This is a genomic window from Achromobacter sp. Root83, from assembly GCF_001428845.1.
Lineage (GTDB): Bacteria > Pseudomonadota > Gammaproteobacteria > Burkholderiales > Burkholderiaceae_B > Achromobacter.
The window spans coordinates 43,372-67,778 of record NZ_LMIU01000027.1; the positions used below are offsets into that span (position 1 = coordinate 43,372).

General features: G+C 65.1%; 22 protein-coding genes and 1 tRNA gene. 8 read left to right on the forward strand and 15 right to left on the reverse strand.

Annotated features, from left to right (window positions below; all coding sequences use genetic code 11):
- Positions 1–2: 2 nt before the first annotated feature.
- Together ASE30_RS26555 and ASE30_RS26560 are read right to left on the reverse strand one after the other, a co-directional pair.
- Positions 3–785, reverse strand: coding sequence for a 3-hydroxybutyrate dehydrogenase (locus tag ASE30_RS26555; RefSeq protein WP_057287275.1), 783 nt, complete (start codon positions 783–785; stop codon positions 3–5).
- A gap of 106 nt (positions 786–891) precedes the next feature.
- The gene (locus ASE30_RS26560; protein ID WP_057287276.1) at positions 892–2,109 is read right to left on the reverse strand and encodes a cation:proton antiporter; all 1,218 of its coding nucleotides are present in this window, start codon (positions 2,107–2,109) and stop codon (positions 892–894) included.
- A gap of 260 nt (positions 2,110–2,369) precedes the next feature.
- Between ASE30_RS26560 and ASE30_RS26565 the strand changes: the two genes are divergently transcribed.
- Positions 2,370–2,460 (forward strand) — tRNA-Ser (locus ASE30_RS26565).
- Positions 2,461–2,654: 194 nt separating this feature from the next.
- On the opposite strand, the gene ASE30_RS26570 is transcribed toward ASE30_RS26565, so the two are convergent.
- From ASE30_RS26570 to ASE30_RS26585, 4 genes are all read right to left on the reverse strand, one after another.
- Positions 2,655–4,253: a methyl-accepting chemotaxis protein gene (locus ASE30_RS26570; RefSeq protein WP_304438831.1), complete on the reverse strand. Its 1,599-nt coding sequence runs from the start codon at positions 4,251–4,253 to the stop codon at positions 2,655–2,657.
- A gap of 306 nt (positions 4,254–4,559) precedes the next feature.
- Entirely contained in the window at positions 4,560–5,177 is a 618-nt protein-coding gene (locus ASE30_RS26575) for a flavin reductase family protein (protein WP_057287278.1), read from the reverse strand.
- Between the two features lie 3 nt (positions 5,178–5,180).
- Positions 5,181–6,140 carry a carbon-nitrogen hydrolase family protein gene (locus ASE30_RS26580; RefSeq protein ID WP_057287279.1) on the reverse strand — a complete coding sequence of 320 codons (960 nt, stop codon included), beginning with the start codon at positions 6,138–6,140 and terminating at the stop codon, positions 5,181–5,183.
- 15 nt (positions 6,141–6,155) lie between these two features.
- Positions 6,156–7,808, reverse strand: coding sequence for an MFS transporter (locus ASE30_RS26585; RefSeq protein ID WP_057287280.1), 1,653 nt, complete (start codon positions 7,806–7,808; stop codon positions 6,156–6,158).
- A 171-nt stretch (positions 7,809–7,979) separates the two neighbouring features.
- Here ASE30_RS26585 and ASE30_RS26590 point away from each other — a divergent pair, with 171 nt between their 5' ends.
- Positions 7,980–8,828 (forward strand): IclR family transcriptional regulator, encoded by an 849-nt coding sequence (locus ASE30_RS26590; protein WP_057287281.1) that lies wholly within the window; start codon positions 7,980–7,982, stop codon positions 8,826–8,828.
- Positions 8,829–8,937: 109 nt separating this feature from the next.
- Here ASE30_RS26590 and ASE30_RS26595 read toward each other — a convergent pair whose 3' ends face one another.
- The 3 genes from ASE30_RS26595 to ASE30_RS26605 all read right to left on the reverse strand — a co-directional run bounded on the left by ASE30_RS26595 (position 8,938) and on the right by ASE30_RS26605 (position 12,112).
- Positions 8,938–9,918 carry a tripartite tricarboxylate transporter substrate binding protein gene (locus tag ASE30_RS26595; RefSeq protein ID WP_057287282.1) on the reverse strand — a complete coding sequence of 327 codons (981 nt, stop codon included), beginning with the start codon at positions 9,916–9,918 and terminating at the stop codon, positions 8,938–8,940.
- 138 nt (positions 9,919–10,056) lie between these two features.
- Positions 10,057–10,968: a dihydrodipicolinate synthase family protein gene (locus ASE30_RS26600; protein ID WP_057287283.1), complete on the reverse strand. Its 912-nt coding sequence runs from the start codon at positions 10,966–10,968 to the stop codon at positions 10,057–10,059.
- A gap of 16 nt (positions 10,969–10,984) precedes the next feature.
- Complete coding sequence (locus ASE30_RS26605) at positions 10,985–12,112, reverse strand: mandelate racemase/muconate lactonizing enzyme family protein (protein WP_057287284.1); 1,128 nt, start codon at positions 12,110–12,112, stop codon at positions 10,985–10,987.
- Between the two features lie 162 nt (positions 12,113–12,274).
- On the opposite strand from ASE30_RS26605, the gene ASE30_RS26610 reads away from it, so the two are divergent.
- Positions 12,275–13,153: a LysR family transcriptional regulator gene (locus ASE30_RS26610; protein WP_057287285.1), complete on the forward strand. Its 879-nt coding sequence runs from the start codon at positions 12,275–12,277 to the stop codon at positions 13,151–13,153.
- Positions 13,154–13,173: 20 nt separating this feature from the next.
- Here ASE30_RS26610 and ASE30_RS26615 read toward each other — a convergent pair whose 3' ends face one another.
- Both ASE30_RS26615 and ASE30_RS26620 read right to left on the reverse strand, forming a co-directional pair.
- A complete protein-coding gene (locus ASE30_RS26615; protein WP_057287286.1) occupies positions 13,174–14,364 on the reverse strand; it encodes an amidohydrolase family protein in 1,191 nt (396 codons plus the stop codon).
- Position 14,365: 1 nt separating this feature from the next.
- Positions 14,366–14,563, reverse strand: coding sequence for a hypothetical protein (locus tag ASE30_RS26620; RefSeq protein ID WP_057287287.1), 198 nt, complete (start codon positions 14,561–14,563; stop codon positions 14,366–14,368).
- Positions 14,564–14,756: 193 nt separating this feature from the next.
- Between ASE30_RS26620 and ASE30_RS26625 the strand changes: the two genes are divergently transcribed.
- Together ASE30_RS26625 and ASE30_RS26630 are read left to right on the forward strand one after the other, a co-directional pair.
- A complete protein-coding gene (locus ASE30_RS26625; protein WP_057287288.1) occupies positions 14,757–15,272 on the forward strand; it encodes a hypothetical protein in 516 nt (171 codons plus the stop codon).
- A gap of 293 nt (positions 15,273–15,565) precedes the next feature.
- The gene (locus ASE30_RS26630; RefSeq protein ID WP_057287289.1) at positions 15,566–15,892 is read left to right on the forward strand and encodes a virulence factor; all 327 of its coding nucleotides are present in this window, start codon (positions 15,566–15,568) and stop codon (positions 15,890–15,892) included.
- 229 nt (positions 15,893–16,121) lie between these two features.
- On the opposite strand, the gene ASE30_RS26635 is transcribed toward ASE30_RS26630, so the two are convergent.
- From ASE30_RS26635 to ASE30_RS26650, 4 genes are all read right to left on the reverse strand, one after another.
- Positions 16,122–16,370, reverse strand: coding sequence for a hypothetical protein (locus tag ASE30_RS26635; RefSeq protein WP_082601757.1), 249 nt, complete (start codon positions 16,368–16,370; stop codon positions 16,122–16,124).
- Positions 16,371–16,599: 229 nt separating this feature from the next.
- Entirely contained in the window at positions 16,600–17,943 is a 1,344-nt protein-coding gene (gene serS, locus ASE30_RS26640; RefSeq protein WP_057287291.1) for a serine--tRNA ligase, read from the reverse strand.
- A 42-nt stretch (positions 17,944–17,985) separates the two neighbouring features.
- Positions 17,986–19,326 carry a replication-associated recombination protein A gene (locus ASE30_RS26645; protein WP_057287292.1) on the reverse strand — a complete coding sequence of 447 codons (1,341 nt, stop codon included), beginning with the start codon at positions 19,324–19,326 and terminating at the stop codon, positions 17,986–17,988.
- Positions 19,327–19,453: 127 nt separating this feature from the next.
- Positions 19,454–20,245, reverse strand: a complete 792-nt coding sequence (locus tag ASE30_RS26650) for a deaminated glutathione amidase (RefSeq protein WP_082601758.1) — start codon at positions 20,243–20,245, stop codon at positions 19,454–19,456.
- A 177-nt stretch (positions 20,246–20,422) separates the two neighbouring features.
- Here ASE30_RS26650 and ASE30_RS26655 point away from each other — a divergent pair, with 177 nt between their 5' ends.
- The 3 genes from ASE30_RS26655 to ASE30_RS26665 all read left to right on the forward strand — a co-directional run bounded on the left by ASE30_RS26655 (position 20,423) and on the right by ASE30_RS26665 (position 24,397).
- Positions 20,423–21,691 carry an amino acid deaminase gene (locus tag ASE30_RS26655; RefSeq protein ID WP_057287293.1) on the forward strand — a complete coding sequence of 423 codons (1,269 nt, stop codon included), beginning with the start codon at positions 20,423–20,425 and terminating at the stop codon, positions 21,689–21,691.
- Between the two features lie 110 nt (positions 21,692–21,801).
- Complete coding sequence (locus ASE30_RS26660; RefSeq protein WP_082601759.1) at positions 21,802–23,358, forward strand: ABC transporter substrate-binding protein; 1,557 nt, start codon at positions 21,802–21,804, stop codon at positions 23,356–23,358.
- A 97-nt stretch (positions 23,359–23,455) separates the two neighbouring features.
- Positions 23,456–24,397 (forward strand): ABC transporter permease, encoded by a 942-nt coding sequence (locus ASE30_RS26665; protein WP_057287294.1) that lies wholly within the window; start codon positions 23,456–23,458, stop codon positions 24,395–24,397.
- Positions 24,398–24,407 lie beyond the last annotated feature (10 nt).

Sequence of the window (24,407 nt, forward strand, 5' to 3'; positions counted from 1 at the left end):
TATTAGCGCGCCGTCCAGCCGCCGTCGACAGAGATGGTGGTGCCGGTGATTTGCGCGGCGGCGTCCGAAGCCAGGAAGACGGCAGTGCCGCCCAGTTGCTCGGGCGTCACGAATTGCAGCGAAGGCTGCTTTTCGCTGAGCAGGTCGCGGGCGGCGGCTTCCTGGTCCACGCCATTCTTTTCAGCCAGCGCGGTGATCTGTTTTTCAACGAGCGGGGTGCGCACCCAGCCCGGGCAGATGGCGTTGGCGGTGATGCCCTGGCCAGCCGTTTCCAGCGCCGTGACCTTGGTGAAACCCACCACGCCATGCTTGGCGGCCACATAGGCGGACTTGCTGGCCGAGGCCACGAGGCCATGCGCGGATGCGATATTGATGATGCGTCCGGAGCCCTGCTTCTTCATGTGCGGCAGCGCCGCGGCAGTGCCATGGAACACGGCCGACAGGTTCAGCGCCAGGATGGCGTCCCATTTCTCGGCGGGAAAGTCCTCGATCAGCGCGGTGTGCTGGATGCCGGCGTTATTGACCAGGATGTCGATGCGGCCCATCTGGCGGACCGTGTTCTCGACCAGTTCACGCACGGCCGAACCCTTGGACAGGTCCGCGCCGTCGTAGATCACCTTCACGCCATGCTGTTCGGCCAGGCTGGCGCGCAGCGTTTCGATTTCGGCCGCGTCGCCAAAGCCGTTCAGCACGATATCGGCGCCCTGTTGGGCGAAGGCCGTGGCGATACCCAGGCCGATGCCGCTGGTGGAACCGGTGACGAGTGCTACTTTTCCTTTGAGCATGAGCTTTCTCCTGTGAGCTGGCGCATAAATCGGGAAGCGAAAACGGGCTTCAAGTGTAGCTGCCCGGCAAGGCGGTCATCATGCCATGTCCCCGCGCGCCGCAGGGTCAGGCGGCAGGCGGCTTGTCCGCCGGGGAGGACGGCGACGGCTCCGTCGCCTGCTCCGCCTCCGCCACGGGCAGGCCCGCCATGCCGCCCATCCTTTCCGGCACGCGCTCGAGCAGCTTGATCAGCATGGGCACCACGCCCATCGACACCGCCACGATCACCGACAACACGTCGCGCTGCTCCAGGTTCACCAAATGGTTGTCCCAGGCTTCGTTGAAGATGGCGAAGCTGAACTCCCCGCCCTGCGCCAGCACGACGGCAAACAGCAGGCGGTGGTAGCGGGGCAAACCCAGAAAGCGCGCAAAACCGTACAAGACCACGGACTTGACCACGAGCAGGGCGGCCACGCCGGCGAAAATGAACATCCAGTGATGGGCCACTACCTTCAGATTGATGGACATGCCGATCGCCACGAAGAACAGGCCCAGGAGCAGCCCCTTGAACGGGTCGATCGCCTTTTCCAGTTCATGCCGATAGCGCGATTCGGCCATCAACACGCCCACCAGGAATCCGCCCAGGCCCGCCGACAAGCCGGCATAGTCGAACAATTGGGCGGCGCCCACCACCATCAGCAGGGCGGCCGCGGTGAAGAGTTCATTCAGTTCCGCCTTGGCCGCCCAGCCCAGCAGCCGCAGCCGGTACGCCAGCGCCACGACGGCCACGGCCACCAGCGCTTCCTTGAAGGACGGCGCCGACGAGCCGTCCGCCCCCAGAAGGCCGGCCGCCACCAGCATGGGAATCGCCGCCATGTCCTGGAACAGCAGCACCCCCAGCGCGGAGCGCCCCAGTGGAGTGCGCGTCAGCGCGCGCTCGTCCAGCAGCCGCAACGCCACCGCCGTGGACGACAGCGCCAACGACAAGCCGCACAGCACCGCCGCCTGCCATTCCATGCCCGCCAGATGCCGCAGGGCCGCGCCGAACACCAGCCCCAGCAGCAGGCCGCAAGCCAGCATCTGCAGGGAACCCAATATGAAGACCTCGCTGCGCATGGCCCACAGGCGCTTGGGCGACAGTTCCAGGCCGATGATGAACAGCATCATCACCACGCCCCACTGCGAGACGCCAATCATCGTGTCCACATTCGTCACGAGCTTCAGGCACGAAGGCCCGACCAGCACGCCTGCGATCAGGTAGCCCGGAATGGCTCCCAGGCCCAGCCGCTGGGTGATGGGCACACACAGCACGGCCGCAAGCAGAAGAATGAGGATGAGGTCCATGGGACGAGAGATAGACTGAATGGGGGGAATTCTGGCCAAAGAATGGCCTGGCTGGAAGCCGGTTGAAACCCGCTGTGGTCCTTTTACCCGTGCTCTTTTCCTACCGCTTTACACAAACAAAAAAAATCCTGTAGAATTGCGGGCTTCGCTGCTCCGACAACGATGATCCTTCCGACCAGGGATCTGTGTGAGAGACCCGCCCTAATCAGGCAGTAATGTCCTGATCAGGCAGTAATCTCAACGTTACGGAATCCAGCCACGGAGAGGTGGCAGAGTGGTCGAATGTACCTGACTCGAAATCAGGCGTACGGTATCCCCGTACCGTGGGTTCGAATCCCACCCTCTCCGCCAGTATTCAAGAACGAAGCCCCTGAGAAATCAGGGGCTTTTTTCTTTGGGCTGCGGGGATGCGGGGGGATACGGATGCGCTCAGTCCAAAACAAACTCCAAAGCAAAAATCCAAAGCAAAAGAGCAACTGAGGCAAAGCAACAACGCAACCACAGCGGGAGGACGCAAGGCGCCCTTGCCCGCCCTGGCCCTTGTCCTAGTAGGCTGCGAGCCGCAACGCCGCCGACGACCTGGGCGCCGCGGCGGGGATTGCGCCCTGCCCGCCACCCGGCAGTTTGAAAGCGCTGACCGCCCGTGTCAGTTCCGCTGCCTGGTCCTGCATCGAACCGGCCGCGGCGGCGGCTTCTTCGACCAGCGCGGCGTTCTGTTGCGTTACCTCGTCCATCTGGGATACGGCGCGGTTGACCTGCTCGATGCCGTCGGCCTGTTCGGCGGAGGCGGCCGCGATTTCGCCCATGATGTCCGTCACGCGTTGCACCGAGCTCAGGATCTCCTGCATCGTCGACCCGGCGCGCTCCGCGCTGCCCGAGCCCTGGCTGATCTTCTGGACGGTGTCCTCGATCAAAATCTTGATTTCCTTGGCGGCCTGGGCGCTGCGTTGCGCCAGGGTGCGCACTTCGGCGGCGACCACCGCGAAGCCCTTGCCCTGCTCGCCCGCCCGCGCCGCCTCTACCGCCGCGTTCAATGCCAGGATATTGGTCTGGAAGGCGATGCCGTCGATGACGGACACGATATCGGAGATCTTGACGGAACTGGCCGCTATCGCGCTCATGGTGCTGACGACTTCAGACACCGTTGCACCACCCCGTGACGCGGTGTCCGACGCCGCCGCGGCAAGCTGGTTCGCCTGCTTGGCGCTATCGGCATTCTGCTTCACCGTGGACGACAACTGCTCCATCGATGCGGCGGTCTCTTCCAGGGAAGCGGCCTGCTGTTCGGTGCGCGAGGACAGGTCGGTATTGCCGGCCGCGATCTCGCCTGACGCGGACGCGATGCTGTCCACGCCGGTGCGGATCCGGGCGACGGTGCCGGCCAGGTTGGCGTTCATGGATTCCAGCGCCCGCATCAACTGCCCGATCTCGTCGCGCGAGGTCGCGACGATCGTGCTGCTCAGGTCGTTGGCGGCCACCGTGCGCGCGACGCGCACGGCTTCGGACAGCGGCCGGGTGATGCCGCGGGTCAGCAAAACGGCCAGCAGCAGACCGCTGACGACCGCAATGGAGCCGATCGCGATCATCCAGAAATTGGCCGAGCGGTAGGCATCCTCGATTTCGGCGGCGCGGGCGTCGATATCGGCGCGCTGCAAGCTGGACAGGCGGGTGATCTGGTCAATGAACTGGCGGGTGGCCGGCAGGAATTCCTGAGAGAAGACCTTGTTGGCCGTCTCGACGTCGCCGTCGGTCTTGGCCTTGAATATCCGGTCGCGCGTGCTGAGGTAGGCGGCACGGGACTTGCCCACCCCGTCCCAGAGCTGCTTTTCCTCGTCGGTCTGGATCAGCGGCTCGATCTTCTGCTGCAATGCAGAGGAGTTGCGCGAGGAGGTCGCCGCTTCTTCGGAAAAGAATCCCGCCAGTCCGGCATCGGCGCTCTTGGCGATGGCCGTGGTCCGGGTGACCCCGGTCTGGATGTTGCGCGCCCAATCGTTGATCAGGCGCTCCTTGGTCAGCGAACGTTGTGTGACGGTTTCAACCGACTCGTGGATGTTGGCCAGGCTGACCAGGCCCACGATGCACATGACCATGATCATGGCCAGCAAGACGGCGAATCCACCCGCTAGGCGGGTTCCAAGCTTCATGTTTTTCATACTGCCTCCGGCTACTTCCAGGGCAAGTGTGAATGCGGGCTCGAGCGGAAGCGTCAGCGCCGGCCAAACGCCGCCGCCAATGCCAGCCAGATGCCCGCAAGCCCCTGGATATCCGCCCCCAATAATGGTGTCCGTTATGTCGAAATAGTGCCGCCGGAGGGCTCGGATGCGAGGGGTTCTCGCGACGGTCAAAGGGATGCTAGCAGCCCGGATTTGACGGGCATCCGGCGAAATGGAGAACTTATTGACTCAAGCTCTTCCCTTTGTGCGAAGCGGCCGCATCGGCCGCTTTGCTTGCTATTGCGGCGCCGTCGGCCGGGCCAGTTGAAAGGTATCGGTACTGCGCGCATACCACCCGCCGCCGTGCATGCGGGCGATCAAACCCAGGGCCGGCGCGTCCACATGGCCACGCGCCGCGTCCCGCACAAACGCGTCGTCGACATGCGCTCCCAGCACCCGGCCGATGACCACGATCTGGCGCGGACCGGTCACGACCGTTGCTTGGCTGACACACTCCAGCGACACCGGGCTGCCCTGGATCAGGGGCGGACGCACATGCGACGCGGGAAGCGCCGTCAGGCCGGCTGCCTCCAGTTCGTCGACGTCGGCGGGGTAGTCGGCGCAGGTCTCGTTCATCTGCCGGACCAGCGACTCCGGCACCAGGTTCACCACGAACTCGCCGGTCTCGATGATGTTGGCGCCGGTGTCCTTCAGTTCTCCGCTGGCATGGCGCATCAGGCCGATGGCGACCGTGGGCGGCTGATGGCCCATGACGTTGAAGAAGCTGAAGGGGGCCGCGTTGACGACGCCCTTGCCCGAAACGGTGGTGACCCAGGCGATCGGGCGGGGCGTGACGGTCGAGGTCAACACGTTGTAGACCGTCTGCGCCGGCAAGGCGCTGAAATCAAAGTGCATTGCTCAGGCCTCCTGCGGGCCGGTGTGGGTGATGGCGGATACGGGGCGCTTTTCGCGGGTGTCGACCTGCAACTGGAAGACATCGGGCCGGGCATAGTGGCCGGACACGTCGAAGTCGTACTTGCCGCGCAGGATCTGGTTGGGGTCGATGTCGGCGTACAGGATGGTCTCGTCCGAGAAATCCGGTCCGGCCAGCACCTCGCCCAGGGGGTCGATGATGGCGCTGCCGCCGCGCATCAGTACGGTGTCGGGCGCGTCGCCCAGCGCGCATTCGAAATCCTCGGGGTAGGCGCTGCGGCGCAGGTGCTGGCAGGCCGTGAGCACATAGCAGCGGCCTTCCAGCGCAATGTGGCGCATGCTGGGGATCCAGCTATCGCGATCGTCGGCGGTGGGCGCGCAATACAGCGCCACGCCCTGGCTGTACATGTACATGCGCAGCATGGGCATGTAGTTTTCCCAGCAGATGACCGCGCCGACCTTGCCGTAGGGGGTATCGAAGACGGGCATGGTCGAGCCATCGCCAAAGCCCCAGATCAGCCGTTCGCCCGCCGTGGGCATCAGCTTGCGGTGCTTGCCCGCCAGGCCCTGCTGGCCGTTGAAGTACAGCACGGTGCAATACAGCGTGCCGCCGTCCGCCTCGATGCAGCCCATCACCACGAAGCTGTCGGTGTCGGCCGCGGCTTGCGCCACCAGCGCGACTTCCTCGCCGTCCAGACGGATGGCCTGCTGGTGGTAGCTGGCGAAGGCGTCACGGCCTTCGGGCTTGCGCATGCCGATGGGCGCGCCAAAGGAATTGCCCTTGGGATAGCCGCCCAGGAAGGCTTCCGGAAAAACCAGCACGCGAGCGCCCTGCTCCGCGGCCTGGCGGATCAGCGAGGCGGCCTTGGCGGCGCAGGCCACGCTGTCGGTGGGGATGGACGCCGCCTGGATGACGGCGGCCTTGAAACGCTGATGCACGGACATGTCTCTTCTCTCTTGTTAGTGGACCGGGTCTTCGTCGATGGCCTGGGCGCGCGTGTTGGGCAGGAACAGACTGCCGATAATGCCCACGATCACCATCACCGCGACCGGATACATCAGCCCGCCGAAGATATTGCCGCTTGCCTGGGCCAGGTAGGTGGCGGTAAAGGGCACGATACCCCCAAAGATGCCGGCGCCGATGTGATACGGGAACGACAGCGCCGTGTAACGGATGCGCGCCGGGAACAGTTCGACCAGATAGGACGCGACCGGCCCGTAGACCATGGCGACCACCGCGGTCATCAGCACCAGGATCAGGATGATGGTGCCGCGGTCGACGCGCGCGGCATCCGCCCGGTCCGGGTAGCCGGCGGCAGCCAGCGCTTTCGCATAGCCAGCGCGGTCGAAGCCGTTGACGGTGACGCCGCCCACGCTCATGGCGATCTCGTGGCCCGGCAGCGGGGCCGCGTATTCAAAATTGATGCCCTTGCCGACCAGGAATTTCTTGGCCTGCACGCAGACCTTCTTGTGGTCGGCGTGGCTGCCGATCATTGCCGCCTGCAGCCCGAAATCGCAGGCGCCGCCGCTGGTGTCCGCATGCACGCGGACGGGGGTGGTCTGCATGGCCTGAGCCAGCGCGGGATTGCCGGCGTTCAGCAGGACGTCGAACATGGCGTGATAACCCAATGCGCCGATGAACAGCCCGGCCATCATGATCCACTTGCGGCCGATCTTGTCCGACAGCCACCCGAACAGCACGAAGGTCGGCGCGCCGATGATGAAGCCGATCAGGATGAGCGTGTAAACGGTGGTCTGATCGAGCTGCACGGCCTGCTGCAGGAAGATCATGACGTAGAACTGGCCCGTGAAGTAGGTGGCGCCCTGCCCGGCGGTCACGCCGATCAGCGCCAGCAGCACGAGCCGCAGGCTGGGCCACTGGCCGAAAGTTTCCTTGACGGGATTCTTGGACAGGCGGTTCTGCTGCTTCATCCGCGTGAAGACCGGGGACTCGTGCAGCTTGGCGCGGACGTAGATCGAAATGGCCAGCATCACGATCGACAGGATGAACGGCAGACGCCAGCCCCACTGCCGGAAATCCTCGGCGCTCATCGAGGCCTGGGTGCACAGGATCACAACCAGGGACAGGATCAGGCCGGCCGACGAGGTGATCTGGATCCAGCCGGTCAACAGGCCGCGCCGCTTGGGTTCGCAATGTTCGGCGACGTAGATGACGGCGCCGCCGTACTCTCCCCCGACCGCCAGGCCCTGGACCACGCGCAACGTCAGCAACAGGATCCACGACAGGTGGCCCGCCGACTCATAGGTGGGCAGGCAGCCGATCAGGACGGTGGCCCCGCCCATCATGACGACGGTGATCAGAAAGGTGTACTTGCGGCCCAGCTTGTCGCCCAGGTAGCCGAACATCACGGCGCCCAGCGGCCGGATGATGAAGCCCACCGCCAGCGCGCCCAGCGCGGCCAGCAGCGCCACCGTGGGATTGTCCTGGGGGAACAGCACCTGGCTCATGAAGACGGCGAGCGTTCCGTAGATGAAGAAGTCGTACCACTCGAACAGCGTGCCCAGGGTCGAGGCCACGACGACCTGGCGTTCTTCTTTCCGGCTGAGCGTTGGCCCGTCATCGATCCTGGGCATTGCGATGTTTGCTTCCATGCTGGCTTTCCCCTGTCGTTTTAGATTGATAGTGCTGTACGCATTAACTATTATCAAACTTAAAACCGGACCTGAAATAGCTAGGGATAACCCGGCGGCAGGGGCCCGCCTTGGCCTGGAGGCCGGCGGGGCCGCTGCTACACTGCCGCCACGGAGACTGTGGAGGCAGTAATGGCAAGGCCCGCCGGCAAGGTTGAAAAGAACACGGAACAGACGCCGGCCACGGCGCGCAGGGGCATCCAGTCGATCGAGGTGGGGTTCAGGATCCTGGACGTGATCCGCAAGACCGGCCGCCCGATGCCCTTGAAGGAAATCGCGGACGCCTGTGAACTGACCGTTCCCAACGTGCATTACTACCTGGTGAGCTTTCAGAAGGTGGGCGTCGTGCAGCAGCATGCCGACACCGGGCACTACGGCCTGGGCCCCTATGCCCTGCGGTTGGGCCTGGCGGCGCTGGAGCAGTTCGACGTGTTCACCACGGCGCGGCCCATCATGGCCGAAGTGGCCGCGGCCACCGGACACACCGTGTTTTTGGGCGTGTGGGGAAACAAGGGCCCCACCATCGTCTACCGCGTGGAAGGCAGCCGCAGCCGGCCTTTGCTGGAACTGCGCGTGGGAACCGTGATGCCGCTGCTGTCGTCCGCACTGGGACGCAATTTCCTGGCGCATCTGCCGGCCGCGCTCACCCGCGAACTGCTCGAACAGGAAATGGCTTCGGCGGTGCCCGAAAGCCACGGCGGCATGGCGGGCAATTCATACACGATGAAGGATGTGGAGGCGATCCGCGACGAAGTGCGGAAACACCACATCAGTCGTTGCCGCCACGCGCTGCTGCCGCACTTCACGTCGCTGTCGGCGCCCATCTTCGACATGCTGGGCGAAATGAAGGCGGCCATCACCCTGATGGGCCCCGTGGGCGCCGTGGATGACGACCTGGAATCCGATACCGCACGGCTGCTGAGCGAGAAAGCCCGCTCGATCTCGGCGACGGCGGGCTGGGTGGATCCCGAGGCACGCTGATCGAAGCGCGCTGATCGGAGCGCGCGGGTCGGGACGCGCGAGTCGGAACGGGCTGGGCGGGACGCGCCGGGCGGTGGCCTGCTCGGCGGCGCGCCCGGAGGGTTGGGCGTCAGCCTTCGGCGACGATCTTCGCGTCCTGAATGGTCTTGGCGTACTTCTGCTGTTCGCTCTTCATGAATTCAGCAAAGCGCTGCACGCTGCCACCGCCATCTTCCGCGCCCACCTGCGCCAGCTTCTCCTGCACATCCGCCATCGCCAGCACCTGGTCGATATCGCGGTTCATGCGCTGGACCATGGCGTCGGGCATCTTGCCCGGCCCCACCATGCCGAACCAGATGCTGGCCTCGAAGCCCGGATAGCCCTGCTCGGCCACGGTCGGCACGCCGGGCTGGCTCTTGGATCGTTTCTGCAACGTCTGCGCCAGGGCGATCACCTTGCCGGACTGCAGCAGCGGCGTGGCGGTCGTCATGCCTTCAAAGCAATATTGCACGTGGCCGCCCATCAGATCGTTCATCAGCGGCGCCGACCCCTTGTACGGCACGTGCAGCACGTCGATCCCGGCGCGTGCCTTGAAGATTTCCAGCGCCAGGTGCTGAGCGGAGCCGCTACCGGCGGAACCGAATATGATCTTGCCCGGTTGCGCGCGGCATAGCTTGACCAGGTCGGGCAAGGTCTTTGCCGGCTGGGCGGCGCCGCCGATCAGGATGGTGGGCGTCTTGCCCACCAGGGCGATGGGCGTGAAATCGCGATCGACCGAATAGGCCAGCTTGGGCTGCAGGCCCGGCGCAATGCCGTGGCTATTCACATGGGCCATCAGCAGGGTATTGCCGTCGTTGGGCTGACGCGCGACCTGTTCGGCGGCGATGATGCCCGCCGCGCCGGCGCGGTTCTCGACAATGACCGGGATGTTCCACAGCACGCCCAGCTTCTGGCCCAGCAGTCGCGCCAGCACATCGGTGCCGCCGCCGGCGGGAAATCCCACCACGATCTTCACGGGTCCCGAGGGCATGTCCTGCGCCCGTACCGTTGCCGGCAGGACGAGCGCCGCCCCCAGCGCCGCGGCGCCGGTCATGAATTGCCTACGTTGCATAGTTGTCTCCTCGCGCGCCGATCCAAAGGCCGGCGACTGGTTATGGATGCACTGCCTGCCTCTGTCGCATCCGGCCGTCTGACGCGGCCTGGATGCTGCACTGCTGTACTACGCCTGCATGAACGCCATCGAACGCCGTCAGCGCGCGGCCGGCGCGGCCAGCCGCTGCGCCAGTTGCGCCGACTGCACGCTGTCCAGCTCCACCAGCGGCGGCCTGACGGTGGCCCACGCCGGATCCTGCCTGCGCTGCGCGATGGCGGCCTTCATGGCGGGAATCATCGGATAGGACTGGAAGATCGCGCGCGTTTCGTTCAAGGCGCGCTGCCTGTCGTCGGCGCCGTCCTCGCGCCAGTTGCGGTAGAGGTCCACGATAGGCCCCGCGTTGACGTTGCCGGTAGCGGTGATGCAGCCGGCTCCGCCGGCACGCATGGTATCGAGCAGCACGGCCTCGGTGCCGGCGAACACGTCGAAGCCCCGCGGCTGGAAGTCGCGCAGCATCGCCTGCGTGTTGGCCCAGTCGCCCGAGCTGTCCTTGATCCCCGCGATGATGCCGGAGAATTCGTTCAGCAAGCGGTCGATCAAGCCGAGACTGATGCCCACGCCCGACACGGGCGGGATGTGATACAGATAAATGCGCAGGCTGTCGTCCGCGACCCTTTCGATCACGTGCGCGAAGGCCCGGAACAGGCCTTCGTCGCTGACGCCCTTGTAATAGAAGGGGGGCAGCATGAGCACCCCGCCGCACCTCGCGGCAACCGCGTGCCGCGTCATCTCCACCGCGTCGGGCAGCGCGCAGGCGCCCGTGCCCGGCATCATGCGGCCGGGGGGCAGGCCGGCCTCCAGCAAAGCGTCCAGCAACTGGCGCTTTTCCGCCACGCTCAGTGAGTTGGCCTCGGAGTTGGTGCCGAAGATCGCCAGCCCCGCGTCCTGCTCCAGCAGCGCCCGGCAATGTTCGACAAACCGCGGCGTGCTGGGCGACAGGTCCGCATTGAATGGCGTGAGGACGGGCGAATAGACGCCCTGCGGGCGATCGGCGGCAACAGTGCTCATGAGGTTCTCCGGTGTATCAACGGGCGACGCGGGTCCACTTGCCGTACCGTTCGACCATGCGTTCGTCAAAACCGAACCCCAGTCCCGGCTCCTGATGCAAGACCACGCGACCCTGCTTGTGGGTCAATTGGCGATCGACCAGCTTGCGGAAATTCAGGACCTGGTCGTCCCAGAAAAATTCGACATAGCGCGCATTCGGCGTCGCGGCCACCAGCGGCGCATGCACGTCGTGGAACCAATGCGGGCAGACCACCACGCCATAGCTGGCGGCGGTGGCGGCGATGCGCTTCCACTCCGTGATGCCGCCGCAAACCGCCGCATCCGTCTGCAGGATGCCAGCAGCGCCCTTGTCCAGCAATTCCTTGTGATACCAGCGGCCGTAGCCGATCTCGGCGGTGGCGATCGGCAGGTGTGTCAGGCGCGCCAACTTGGCGTGGCTGTCGATGTCGTCGGGACCGAAGGGTTCTTCGATGAAATAGGGTTCGTACTGCTCGAAGCGCCGGATGTATTGCATGGCCTGGGTCACGTCCTGCCAGGCGTTGTTGCAGTCCATCATCAGTTCCACGTCCGGACCGACGGCCTCGCGCGCGGCCTTCAGGCGCGCCTCTTCCTCGCGCGGCGACAGGCGGCCCGTCTTCATCTTGACGGCGCGGAACCCCTTGTCCACATAGCTGGCCATTTCCTCGCCCAGGTGCTGCGGCGTCTTGCCGTCCAGGTAGTAGCCGCCGCTGGCATAGGCCGGCACGGTTTCGAGTTCCACGGCGCCCAGGAATTTGTGCAGCGGCAGGCCCGCCGTCTTGGCATTCAGGTCCCACAGCGCGATATCCAGCGCGCTCAGCGCCCGCATCACCGTGCCCTGGCGGCCTTGCAGCAGCGCTTCCTGGTACATGGCGTTCCACAGGCCCTCGACGGCGTGCGAGTCCTTGCCCAGCAGCACCGGGCCCAGCAGGCTCTGGACGGCCGCCTCGAAGATGGCGCCGCCGGCGCTGCCGACATAGCAAAAACCGATGCCTTCCACGCCGTCGGTGGAACGCACCTTGACCAACCCATAGTGGCGCGTGGAGACGGTGCGATTCGAAAACGAGGTGACTTTATCCAGGGGCACCGCGGCGGCGCATACGTCTATGGATTCAATGATGGGCACGGTGGCTCCTTGGTAGCTGGGTTGTTTCGACAGGGCTTGGTCGGCGCGCCTTGCGCTGCCTCAATGCCATGGACGTATTCTTCCCTCCACCAAAGAAAACAACAATTATCTTCACCCATCTTTAGAATATGAAAAAAGCATCTTTTAAAGAGACGGACGGCCATGGATTCGCGTTTTCTTCAAACCTATGTGCATGTGGTGGAACTGGGCTCCATTGCGCAGGCCGCGAGGCATCAGGGACTGACGCCGGCCACCGTGCAGCAACGGCTGCGGGCGCTGGAGGCGGATGTGGGCAGCGCGCTGATTGCGCGCTCGGGACGCACCGTCAAGCCCACGCCGGCCGGCGTCCGCATCCTTGAACGCGCGCGCGGCATTCTGCGCGATGTCCGCGACCTGCGGTCCGCGGCCTCGGATACGGAACTGCCGGCAGGCCCGCTACGGCTGGGTGCCACGCCCACGGCGCTGACGGGCATCATGCCGCCCGTGCTGCGCACCTGGGTGGCGCGCCATCCGCGCACCGAGATCTACATCGAGCCGGCGCCCACCACGCTGCTTTATGGCAAGGTGCTGTCCGGCGAACTGGACGGCGCGCTACTGGTGCATCCGCTCTTTTCCATTCCCAAGACCTGCGCCTGGCGCGACCTGCGCCACGAACCGCTGGTGCTGGTGACGCCTGCGGGCATGAAAGTGCAGGACCCCTTGGCCATCATCGCGCGGGAGCCTTACATCTGCTACGACCGCAGCGTAGTGGGCGGCAAGATGGCCGACGATTACCTGCGGGCGCGCAATCTGCGGCCGACGATAAGATTTGAACTCGATGGCATCGACTCCATCGCCAAGCTGGTGTCGGAAGGCCTGGGCGTGGCGCTGTTGCCGGATTGGGCCACCACTGGAACGCCATCGGCGCGCGTCACGCGCTGGGCGCTGCCCGCGCCCTGCCCGGTGCGTACCGTGGGCGCCATCTGGCTGCGGTCAGGGGTGCGTTCGGAATTGATGCGGGCTTTCGTGGAACTGACCGAGTCGCAGCTCGGCCTGGACTGAAACACCCATAACCAGCGCAGCTAGGCGATGGCGTCCTGGCCATTGCGGGCGACGATCGCCCCGCCGGACACCACCAGGCGGCGGGGCGCCGGTTTGACCACGGCCTCGGCCACGCAACTCGCGTCGGCCAGAACCAGATCGGCGCGAGCGCCCGGGGCCAGGCCGTAATCGGCAAAGCCGCAAGCGCGGGCGGCGGCGCCGGTCACGCATTCGAACGCCCATTCGATCTCGTCGTCGCGGCGCAGGTCGTTGCGCAGACCGATCAGTGCGGCGCGGGCCAGCATGTCGGGACTGCCGTATGGCGTCCAGGTATCGCGGATCCCATCGTTGCCGCCAAAGAGCGTCACCCCTGCCTCGCGGCACGCACGCACGGACGGCACGGGCCGCGACGCGGGCGCCGTGGTCAGCAAAGCCACATCCAAAGCGGCCAGGCGCTGGAGCAGGCCGTCCAGCCGCCTGGCGTCGACGCTGCCCAGACAGAAGGCATGGCTGATGACGGCCTTGCCGTTCATGCCCAATGCCTGGACGCGGTCCAGGATGAGCTCCAGCGTGAAGGCGCCCAGCTCGCCGGGCTCGTGCAGATGAATGTCCACCGGCTTGCCATGTTTGCCGGCCAGCGCGAACAACAGGTCCAGGGATCTTGCGGGATCGCGGTCGATGGCGGATGGATCCAGCCCGCCAAGCACATCCGCGCCCTGCGCCAGGGCCTGATCCAGCAGTTCCGCCGTGCCGGCGCGCGCCAGCAGGCCGGATTGCGGGAACGCAACGGTTTGAATTTCAATGCGGCCGGCAAGCTCCTGCCGCGTGGCGTGCACGCCATCCAGATGGCGCAGGCCAGCGTCGGTGTCGATATCGACGTGGGTCCGGATGCGGGTGGCGCCTTCGCGCAGAAAGGCCAGGGCCAGGGCGCGCGAATGGCTCGCGGCATCATGCCCCGTGCCGGCGCGCCAGGCGCGTTCATTGTCGATGCGGTCGGTCAGGGCCGGGCCGACCTCGTTCACGTACCAAGGCGAACCCCAGGTCGTTTTGTCCAGATGGGTGTGCCCTTCGATCAGGCCAGGCAGCAGCAAGGCGCCGCCGCCATCTTCCACCGGTACGTCCGGGCCGGCCTGGAGACGAGGCCCGATCTGCTGGATACGTCCATCGCGCACCAGCACGTCCACGGCACCGCCTTGCGGCGCGCGGACGTTCTGCAGGAGCAGATCCGCCATTTCAGAGTTGAGGCGGTTCGATCCAGAAGAAGCGCTCGCCCTGGCGGACCATGTCGGCAACGCCTTCCGCGCCGATGCGATAGTCCGTGCCCATGAGCGTGGCGCCGCCGTCTTCATGGATATGGATGACGGCCAGCGGGTCATTGGCCATGGTGTACCAGTAGTAACCGGGCTTGAGATCGTGCAGGTCTGTATTCATGCTTCGAGTATACAAATAACCTCGCGCTGTTTTCAAAAAGACAACACAAATTCAGACGGCGCCTGACATGAGGGACGTGACACGTCATACTCCCCCTGCGAGGCTTGAATCAAGCTCACTTAGTTGGCACGTGTCGACTCGGCCGCAACGGCAATAGCGCGCAAGCGTTGATCCTGAGGGGAATAGCGAGCACATGAAAAGGCAGTCACTCCAATTCAGCGAACCGCACAAGCAAGCCATTCTTGAAGGCGCCAAGGTGCAGAGCCGGCGTATCCTCAAACCCCAGCCGACCAAATTCACGACGGCCTGGTATGCGGATGCCGCGGATTCCGGCAGATGGGTGGCCATGGGCCCGTCGCCGGACAATCCTTCTGAGTTGCGCAGAACCTCAAGCTGGGTCAGATGCCCGTACGGAAAATCCGGCGAAACCATCATGCTGGCCGATGAAGCCGGCGAACCCTTTGCAACCGCCGTCGTCGTGGGCGTGCGTATCCAACGCCTGCAGAACCTGACCGAATCCGACGCACGCGCGGAAGGCACGCAAGCGCTCTATCAAAGTTCGGCATTGCTGCCTGGGGTTCCCCTGCAAACTGCGTTTGCATTGATGTGGTGCGAGCGCTATGGCTCGCATGCGTGGGCCGCGAATCCGTGGGTCTGGGTCGTGGAATACCGCCACTCATCCCCGTACGAAAACCTGGAAAGCCAATGAAGCTGGCGCGCCGGCGCCACACCGTTACTGCTGCCCGCGCGCAGATGGTGACGACGTGTAACGCGGGCGAATAACTTCACCTCATTCCAGCTTATTTCAATCGACTTCAATGCAGGGTTCGCCAGGGTGAACGCCCGCTGCCGCAATGCAGCACCCGCACGGCTTGTATCAAAGGGACGGTTGCGGATTGTCGCTATTGAACCGGGCTCGCTTACGAATACCTGGCGCAAAGCACCGAAAATAGGGCCAACGAATACTCAACTTTGCTGCGTCAGGCAGTAGGCAGGTGCAACATGAAAAAATGGCTTATCGCAGGTGTGGGTGCCGCGGGTTTGCTGATCTCCAGCGTCGCCCTGGCTCGCGTGGACGTGGGTATTTCCATCGGCGTGCCCGGAATCGTTTATCCCGCGCCGGTTTACGTCGCGCCCCAGCCTGTGTACGTGGCGCCACCTCCCCCCGTCTACTACCGTCCGGCTCCCGTGTATATGGCGCCGCCGGTAATCTACCCGGCGCCGGTTTATTATCGCGGCGGCCGGCATTACGATCGCGGGTACTACCATGGACGCGGCCGTGGGCATGACCACGGGCATCACCGCGGCCGCGGCCATGATCGCGACTGATCGCGAACGGTGAATAAAACAAAGGCCACTTTCGAGTGGCCTTTTTTCCGGCAGGGCAATGTCCGGTGCCCTGTGGGGATACCCTCAGCCCGCGGGGGGCTGAACGGGTTTTCCGGTCAACACGACCGGTTGCTGCGACGCCTGCTTGGCTTTGTTATCGGCCCAGCGCGGCGATTCCTGAACAAGATCGATCCATCGGCGCGGCGCGCTCGACGCCCGCCACCAGCCATTATGCGGACGCATGAGCAAACTCCGGTTCGCCGTTGAAGCGCACGCCATTGATTCCCTGGAACAATTGACGGCTTTCCTGTTCCGCTTCGTGCAAGTTCGTGAACGGCGCCTGTCCCGGCACGGTCCAGCATTTTTCCGGTGCGGTTCCGCCTACGCGGCGGGTCCATATTTGCACACGGTAGCCCTGCTCGTCTTCATGAGCCACAGAGCATCTCACACGAAAATCTCCAATCATTCTTGAAGTCATGGACAACTCCTTGTTATATAAGTGAATGAAGCGTGTAGAACGCGGGTGTATTGTGCCGCAACTATCTGGCCCTTTTATTGAAATACACAATTGCTCACATCAAAATCAAGCACTTATGCCGGCAGAATAGCGTTCTAAAGCGACATGATTATGTCGCAATGATAAAAAAAAACGGAGCCCGAAGGCTCCGCCTTTTTATCGGCCATATGGCCGATGGACAACGGTTTTGTCAGGGTTTCAGCACCGTCAGGCCGCCCATGTAAGGCTGCAGCGCCTCGGGGATCAGGACACTGCCGTCCGCCTGCTGGTGGTTTTCCAGCACGGCCACCAGCGCCCGGCCGACGGCCAGTCCCGATCCGTTGAGCGTGTGCACGAATTCCGGCTTGCCCTGAGCGTTGCGGAAGCGCGCCTGCATGCGGCGGGCCTGGAAGGTCTCGCAGTTGGAGACCGACGAAATCTCGCGCCAGGTGTTCTGCGCCGGCAGCCACACTTCCAGATCGTAGGTCTTGGCCGAACCGAAGCCCATGTCGCCCGTGCACAGCAGCACGACGCGATAAGGCAGGTTCAGCAACTGCAGCACGCGTTCGGCGTGGCCGACCATGTCCTCCAGCGCCTCGTACGACTGGTCCGGCTGCGTGATCTGCACCATCTCGACCTTGTCGAACTGATGTTGACGGATCATGCCGCGCGTATCGCGCCCGCCGCTGCCGGCTTCGGAGCGGAAGCACGGCGTGTGGGCCGTGAGCTTGATCGGCAGGTCGGCGGCGGCCTGGATGGCGCCGCTTGCCACGCTGGTCAGCGTGATCTCGGAGGTCGAGATCAGGTACTGATCCTCGCGCACATACGGCTTGCCCTGGTCGTCGACCTTGGGGTCGTCGTCGCCGCCCTTGGAGACCGCGAACATGTCGTCCTTGAACTTGGGCAGTTGGCCGGTGCCGAACAGCGTCGACGCATTGACGATGTAAGGCGTATAGCACTCGGTGTAGCCGTGCGTGCCGGTTTGCAGGTCCAGCATGAACTGGGCCAGCGCGCGGTGCAGGCGCGCGATGGGTCCGCGCATGAACGAGAAGCGCGCGCCGGACAGCTTGGCGGCCATGTCGAAGTCCAGGCCCAACGGTTCGCCCAAGGCGACGTGGTCGCGGGCTTCGAAGGCCAGGGCCGGCGGGTTGCCGTCGGCGCCCGCGGCGCCGGGCAGCCAGCGGCGAACCTCGACGTTGTCGTCGGCGGACTCGCCCAGCGGCACGCTGGCGTGCGGCAGGTTCGGGACTGACATGAGCAGTTCGTTGAGCGGCTGCTGCAAGGCGGCCAGCTCTTCTTCCAGTTGCTTCAGGCGTTCGGGCACGGCCTGCGATTCCGCCATGACGGCGCTGGCGTCTTCGCCTTTAGACTTCAACTGACCGATCTGCTTGGCCAGCGCGTTGCGGCGGGCTTGCAGGGATTCGGTTTCGGTCTGGACGGCCTTGCGGCGAGACTCCAGGTCGTTGAACCGTTCCGTGTCGAAGGCCACGCCACGGCTCTTGAGGCGGTCTACGACGGTTTGCAGGTCTTTGCGCAGCAGTATCGGGTCTAGCATGTCGGTATCAGTGAGGTTGCGAGAAGCAACGGGCGCGGCCCGTTACCGGTTCCTGGCACGTTCCTGCGCGTCCAGCTCACGCAGGAATGCCAGCTTTTGCTGGATTTTAGCCTCCAGGCCGCGATCGGTCGGCCGATAGAAGGAGGGATTGAGTCCATCAGGGAAATATTGCTCGGCCGCGGCGTAGCCGTGAGGCTCGTCGTGCGCGTAGCGGTAAGCCTTGCCATGGCCCAATTGCTTCATCAATTTGGTGGGCGCATTGCGCAGGTGGATGGGCACCGGCGCGCTGCCGTGTTCCGCGGCGAATTTGCGCGCCTGGTTATACGCGTTGTAGACCGCGTTCGACTTGGCCGCGCAGGCCATGTAGACCACCGCCTGCGCCAGCGCCAGCTCGCCTTCGGGCGAACCCAGGCGCTCGTAGATATCGGCGCCGTTCACCGCCAGGTCCGTGGCGCGCGGATCGGCCAGGCCGATGTCCTCGACCGCCATCCGCACCAGCCGGCGCGACAGATACTTGGGGTCGGCGCCGCCGTCGATCATGCGGCAGAACCAGTACAGCGCGGCATCGGGGTTGGAGCCCCGCACCGATTTGTGCAGGGCGCTGATCTGGTCATAGAAGGCGTCGCCGCCCTTGTCGAAGCGCCGCAGGTTCTGCGACAGCGAGATCTCGAGCCAGGCGGCGTCCACCGTGTCGCGGCCCGCGGATTGCGCGGATTCGGCCACGACCTCCACCGCGCTGATCAGGCGGCGCGCGTCGCCATCGGCCCAGGCCGCCAACTGCTCGCGGGCGTCGGCCTCGACGCGGATGGTGTCGCCCTCGTCCATGCCGTCATTGAGCGCCTGCACGGCCCGATCGACCAATTGCTGCAGTTCTTCGGCCGTCAACGACTGCAGCACGTAGACGCGAGCTCGCGACAGCAATGCCGAGTTGACCTCGAACGAGGGGTTCTCGGTGGTCGCGCCGATGAAGGTGAAGAGCCCGCTTTCCACGTAGGGCAGGAACGCGTCCTGCTGCGCCTTGTTGAAGCGATGGACCTCGTCGACGAAGAGGATGGTGCGGCGGCCCTGGCCTTGCGCCACCTGAGCCACCGTGACCGCCTCGCGTATGTCTTTCACACCGCCCAGCACGGCGGATATGGCGATGAACTGGGCGTCGAACCCGTCGGCCATCAGGCGCGCCAGGGTGGTTTTGCCCACGCCCGGCGGCCCCCAGAAAATCATGGAGTGCGGACGGCCGGATTCAAACGCGACGCGCAAGGGTTTGTCCGGCCCCAGCAGATGCGATTGCCCGACCACGTCGGACAAGGTGCGTGGGCGCAGGCGCTCGGCAAGGGGCACATAGGGCCGATGCGCAGGATCGGCCGCGAAGAGATCGTTGCTCATTGGCAGCAGATGAAGGAAGACAGCAAGGATTTCAAGTCAGCATTACACCATGTCCCGGGCCGGGCGAATCCCTGTCCACCCGCCGCCGGGACGCCTCCCATGCCCGGCGTGGCGGCCCGCGGCGGCCCTAGCCCAGTGCGGGCGGGGAGAAGCGGCGGTTCGCCAGCACCGGCAGCACTTTCCGCGCATGAGCCAGGCGGTCGGGATCGATATCGGCGAACAGCAGCGCCGGGGCTTCGCCCGCCCGCGCCGTCACCACGCCCAGGGGATCCACCACCATGCTGCAGCCGATGTTGCGCTCGCCGCATTCGCCGGCGGCAGCGACGTAGCAGGTGTTTTCCAGCGCGCGCGCGGTGACCAGGACCTCCCAGTGCATTTCCTTCAGCGGACCGCGCACCCAGGCGGCCGGCAACACCAGCAGATCGGCGCCGTCCAGCGCCAGGCGGCGGGCCAGTTCGGGAAAGCGCACGTCATAGCAGGTCATCAGGCCCACGCGCAGCCCCGCGATCTCCAATAGCGGCGGGATCTCCGTGCCCGGGGTGACGTTGGTGGATTCCTTCATGGTGAAGGCGTCGTACAGGTGCAGCTTGCGGTACTGCGACAGGATCTTGCCGTCGCGCAGCGTGACCAGCGTGTTCCACACCCGCCCTTCTCCGGTCGGGACGTGGATGCACATCATGGTCGATAGCGGCGACCCCCGGCTGGCTTCCAGCAGGCGCGACATGAAGGGGCCATCCAGCGGTTGCGCAGCCTTCAGCACGATCTGCGGATCCGTGATGTCGCGGGCCAGTATCCCTTCAGGCAGGACCAGGAGGTCGGCCCCGCCCGCGCGGGCGCGTTCCATCAGGTCGACGCAGACCTGGGCGTTCTCTTCCCAGACGCGGCCGACGGCGAACTGACCCAAAGCGACTTTCAGCATGGTTCTTCCTCTGTGTGGGGCGGCCAGCACGTACGCCGTGCGCGGCGCTGCGACTATTTTCCCATTGTCGCGGCAGCCCCGACTACGGGAAACTCCTAGCTCCCGCTTGTAAATTTCTTTCACGATAATGAAAAAAATCTGATTTGACGTAAATATTTTCCAAGACAGGCGACCGCCATGACGAACTCCTCTTCCCCTGCAGCCCCCCTGGACGCGAACGGCAAGGGCCTGGGCGCGTTCCCCGAGTCCTGTACCACCGCCGACGTGGCGGCGCTGAACTGGAACCTGCTGGACGAGGACGTGAGCCTGCCCGTCGCGGTGCTGTACGAAGCCCGCGTGCGCCACAATCTGCAGTGGATGCAGCAGTTCATGGAGGCCTACCACGTCAAGCTGGCGCCCCACGGCAAGACCACGATGAGCCCGGCGCTGTTCAAGCGCCAGATCGACAACGGCGCCTGGGGCATCACGCTGGCCACCGCGCCGCAGGTGCTGGCGGCCTATCAGCACGGCATCCGCCGGGTGCTGATGGCCAACCAGCTCGTGGGCCGCGCCAACATGGCGATCATCGCGCGCCTGCTGCGCGATCCCGCCTTCACCTTCTTCTGTATCGTGGATTCGCCGGCCAACGCCGCGCAGCTGGGCCAGTATTTCGGAGAGCAGGGCCTGATCCTGCCCGTCCTCATCGAACTGGGGCCCGCCGGCGGCCGCACGGGCGTGCGCGACGACGCTCAGCTCCAGGCCGTGGCCGACGAAATCGGCCGGTGGCCGGGCCTGGCGCTGGCGGGTATCGAAGTCTATGAAGGCGTGCTGCAGGAAGAGACCGCCATCCGCGCCTTCCTGCGCCGCGCCACCGACGCGCTGCGCGGGCTGGCCACGGCAGGCAGGCTGCGCAAGGGCGCCCCCGCGCTGATCTCCGGGGCGGGCTCCGCCTGGTTCGACGTCGTGGCCGAAGAATTCTCGCAGTTGGATATCGGCACCGCCCTGGAAGTGGTGCTGCGTCCTGGCTGCTACCTGTCGCACGACGTGGGCATCTATCGCACGGCGGCCGAACGCATCAACGCGCACAACCCGGTGGCCCGCAAGATGGAACCGGGCCTGCAGCCGGCGCTGCAGGTCTGGGCGTACGTGCAATCGCTGCCCGAGCCCGGCCGCGCCATCATCGCCCTGGGCAAGCGCGACGCCGCCTTCGACGCGGGCCTGCCCACGCCCGCCCTCCTGTACCGTCCCGGCCAGCAGGCGCCCGGCGCGGCGCCCGCGCACTGGAAGCTCTCGGCCATGATGGACCAGCACGCCTTCATGCAGATCGGCGAGGGCGACGACATCCAGGTCGGCGACATGATCGCCTTCGATATCTCCCACCCCTGCCTGACGTTCGACAAGTGGCGCCAGGTCTTGCTGGTGGACGAGCAATACCGCGTCACCGACGTGGCCGAAACCTTCTTCTAGCCCCTGCCCGCGGCACCGCGCCAGGCCCGAGGGGGCAAGAAAGACCTGGGATCCCGGCGCTTACCTGTTACCACGCGACAACCTGTTTTTGACCCTCTGGAGAGAGAATCATGAACTTCCGTACCTCCCGGCGAGGCGGGCTGAAGAGCCTGCTCGCGGCCGGCGCAATTGGCTTGACCGCATTGTCGACCCCCGCCCTCTGTGCCACGCCGGTCAAGGGAGGCACGATTTCGGTCGCCACCATTGGCGAGCCGCCGACGCTGGACCCGATGAGCAGCACCGCCGACCTGGTGGGCATCCTGACCCAGCATTTCTTCGAAACGCTGTACACCTTCGACGCCCAGTGGAACCTGACGCCGCTGCTGGCCGACAAGATGCCGGAGGTGACGCCGGACGGCCTGATCTACACCATCCCGCTGCGCCAGGGCATCACATTCCACGACGGCTCCAAGATGGATTCCTCGGACGTGCTGGCTTCGCTCAAGCGCTGGACCGAAACCGCCACGCGCGGCAAGAATGCCGCCAAGATCATCTCCGGCATGGAAGCCCCGGACGCCAACACGATCCGCATCACGCTCAAGCAGCCCGATGCGCCCTTGACCGCGTTGCTGGCGATGAACAACAGCGCGGCCGTCATCATGCCCAAGGGCAAGATCGCCCCGGCGCTGACCGAATTCGTGGGCACGGGCCCCTATCAGCTCAAGGCGCGCGTCCCCGACCAGTACATTCAGCTTGTCCGCTTCGAAGGCTACAAACAACGCGAAGGCGAGCCCAACGGCTACGGCGGCGCACGCAAGCAATACCTGGACGAGATCCGCTTCGTGCCGGTGAGCAATGCCAACACCCGCGTCGAGAGCGCGGTGGCCGGACAGTTCGACTATGTCGACTCGCTGCCGGTGGAGTCGCTGCCCAAGCTCAAGAATGGCCGCTCGGACCCCGTCATGCTCAAGCCGTTCGGCTGGCCGCGCCTGGTGCTGAACACCAAGCAGGGCATCATGGCAAACCAGGCCGCGCGCCAGGCCGTGCAACTGGCGTTGAATGAAGAAGACATGCTGTACGCCGCCTTCGGCGACAAGAACTTCTACAAGCTCAACGGCGACCTGTATCCGGAAGGCTATCCGTGGGCCACGTCGCTGGGCGGCAAGGTCTACAACAAGGCTGACGCCGCGGGCGCGAAGAAACTCGCGGACGGCGCCAACCTGCAGGACCGCAAGATCCGGATCCTGACCAGCCAGCAATACGAGTTCCACTACAAGATGGCGCTGGTCGCGGCGGAGTACCTGAAGGCCGCCGGCTTCACGGTGGACATGCAGGTCGTGGACTGGGCCACGCTGACGCAGCGCCGGCAAGATCCGGCCGTGTGGGACATCTTCATCACCCACAGCCCCTTCCTGCCCGAACCCGCTCTGATCGACTTCCCCTCCAAGGATGCTCCGGGCTGGTGGGACACGCCCCGCCGCAACCAGGTGCTGGACGCCTTCAACCAGGCCCGCTCCCAGGAAGAGCGCGTGAAGCGCTGGGCGGACGTGCAACAGGCCGTGTACGACGAGGTGCCGTTCATCAAGGTCGGCGACTTCAACGCGCAGGCCGCGCGCTCGCCGTCGCTGCAAGGCACCAAGGCCGTGCCGTGGCCGTACTTCTGGAACGCATGGAAGGCACCCAAGTAAGCGCCCGCGTGACGGGCGGCCCCGGCCGCCCGTCACACGCCGAAATCCGCGCCTGCCTCTGCGTTCGCATTTGCGCACTGACCTTTAGGATTCCACCGTGCTGCGTTATCTCTTAAACCGGCTGGTCGGGCTGGTGGCCGTGATGTTCATCGTCGCGACCATCGTGTTCGTCATCATCCGCGTCACGCCCGGCGATCCGGCCGCGGTGATGCTCGGCCCCCAGGCCAGCCAGCAGGACATCGCCGCGCTGCGCGCCCAGCTCGGGCTGGACCAGCCCGTTGCCGTGCAATACGTGTCGTGGCTGGGCAGGCTGGTCCAAGGCGACCTGGGCCAGTCCATCTTCATGAACAAGCCGGTGCTGGCCGCGCTGGCCGACCGCGCCGAACCCACGATCCTGCTGACGCTGATGTCGCTGCTGATCGCCAGCGCCATCGCGCTGCCGGTGGGGATACTCTCCGCGGTCAAGCGGGGCACCACGCTGGACCAGTCGGTGCTGTCGTTTTCCATGTTCACTTCCAGCGTGCCCAGCTTCTGGCTGGGCCTGCTGCTGATGCAGGTTTTCTCCGTCAAGCTGGGATGGTTGCCGGTGGCCGGCTACGGCGGACCGGACGCGTCGCTGGCGACCCGCCTGTCGCACCTGATCCTGCCCGCCGTGGTGCTGGGGCTGGTGAATTCCGCGCTGATCACCCGCTTCATCCGGGCCAGCATGCTGGACGTGCTGCGCGACGACTATGTGCGCACCGCGCGGGCCAAGGGCCTGCCGGAGCGCAAGGTCATCCTCAAGCACGCCGTGCGCAACGCGCTGATCCCGATATTGACGGTACTGGGCCTGACCACCGCCCTGCTCATCAGCGGGGCCGTGGTGACGGAGACGGTGTTCGGCCTGCCCGGCGTGGGCAGCCTGGTGGTGTCGGCGGTGCTGCGCCGCGACTACCCCGTCATCCAGGGCGCGCTGCTGGTCATCGCGGCCATCTATGTCCTGATCAATCTGTTCATCGACCTGCTGTACCTGGTGGTCGACCCCCGCGTGCGCTATTGATGATGAAATC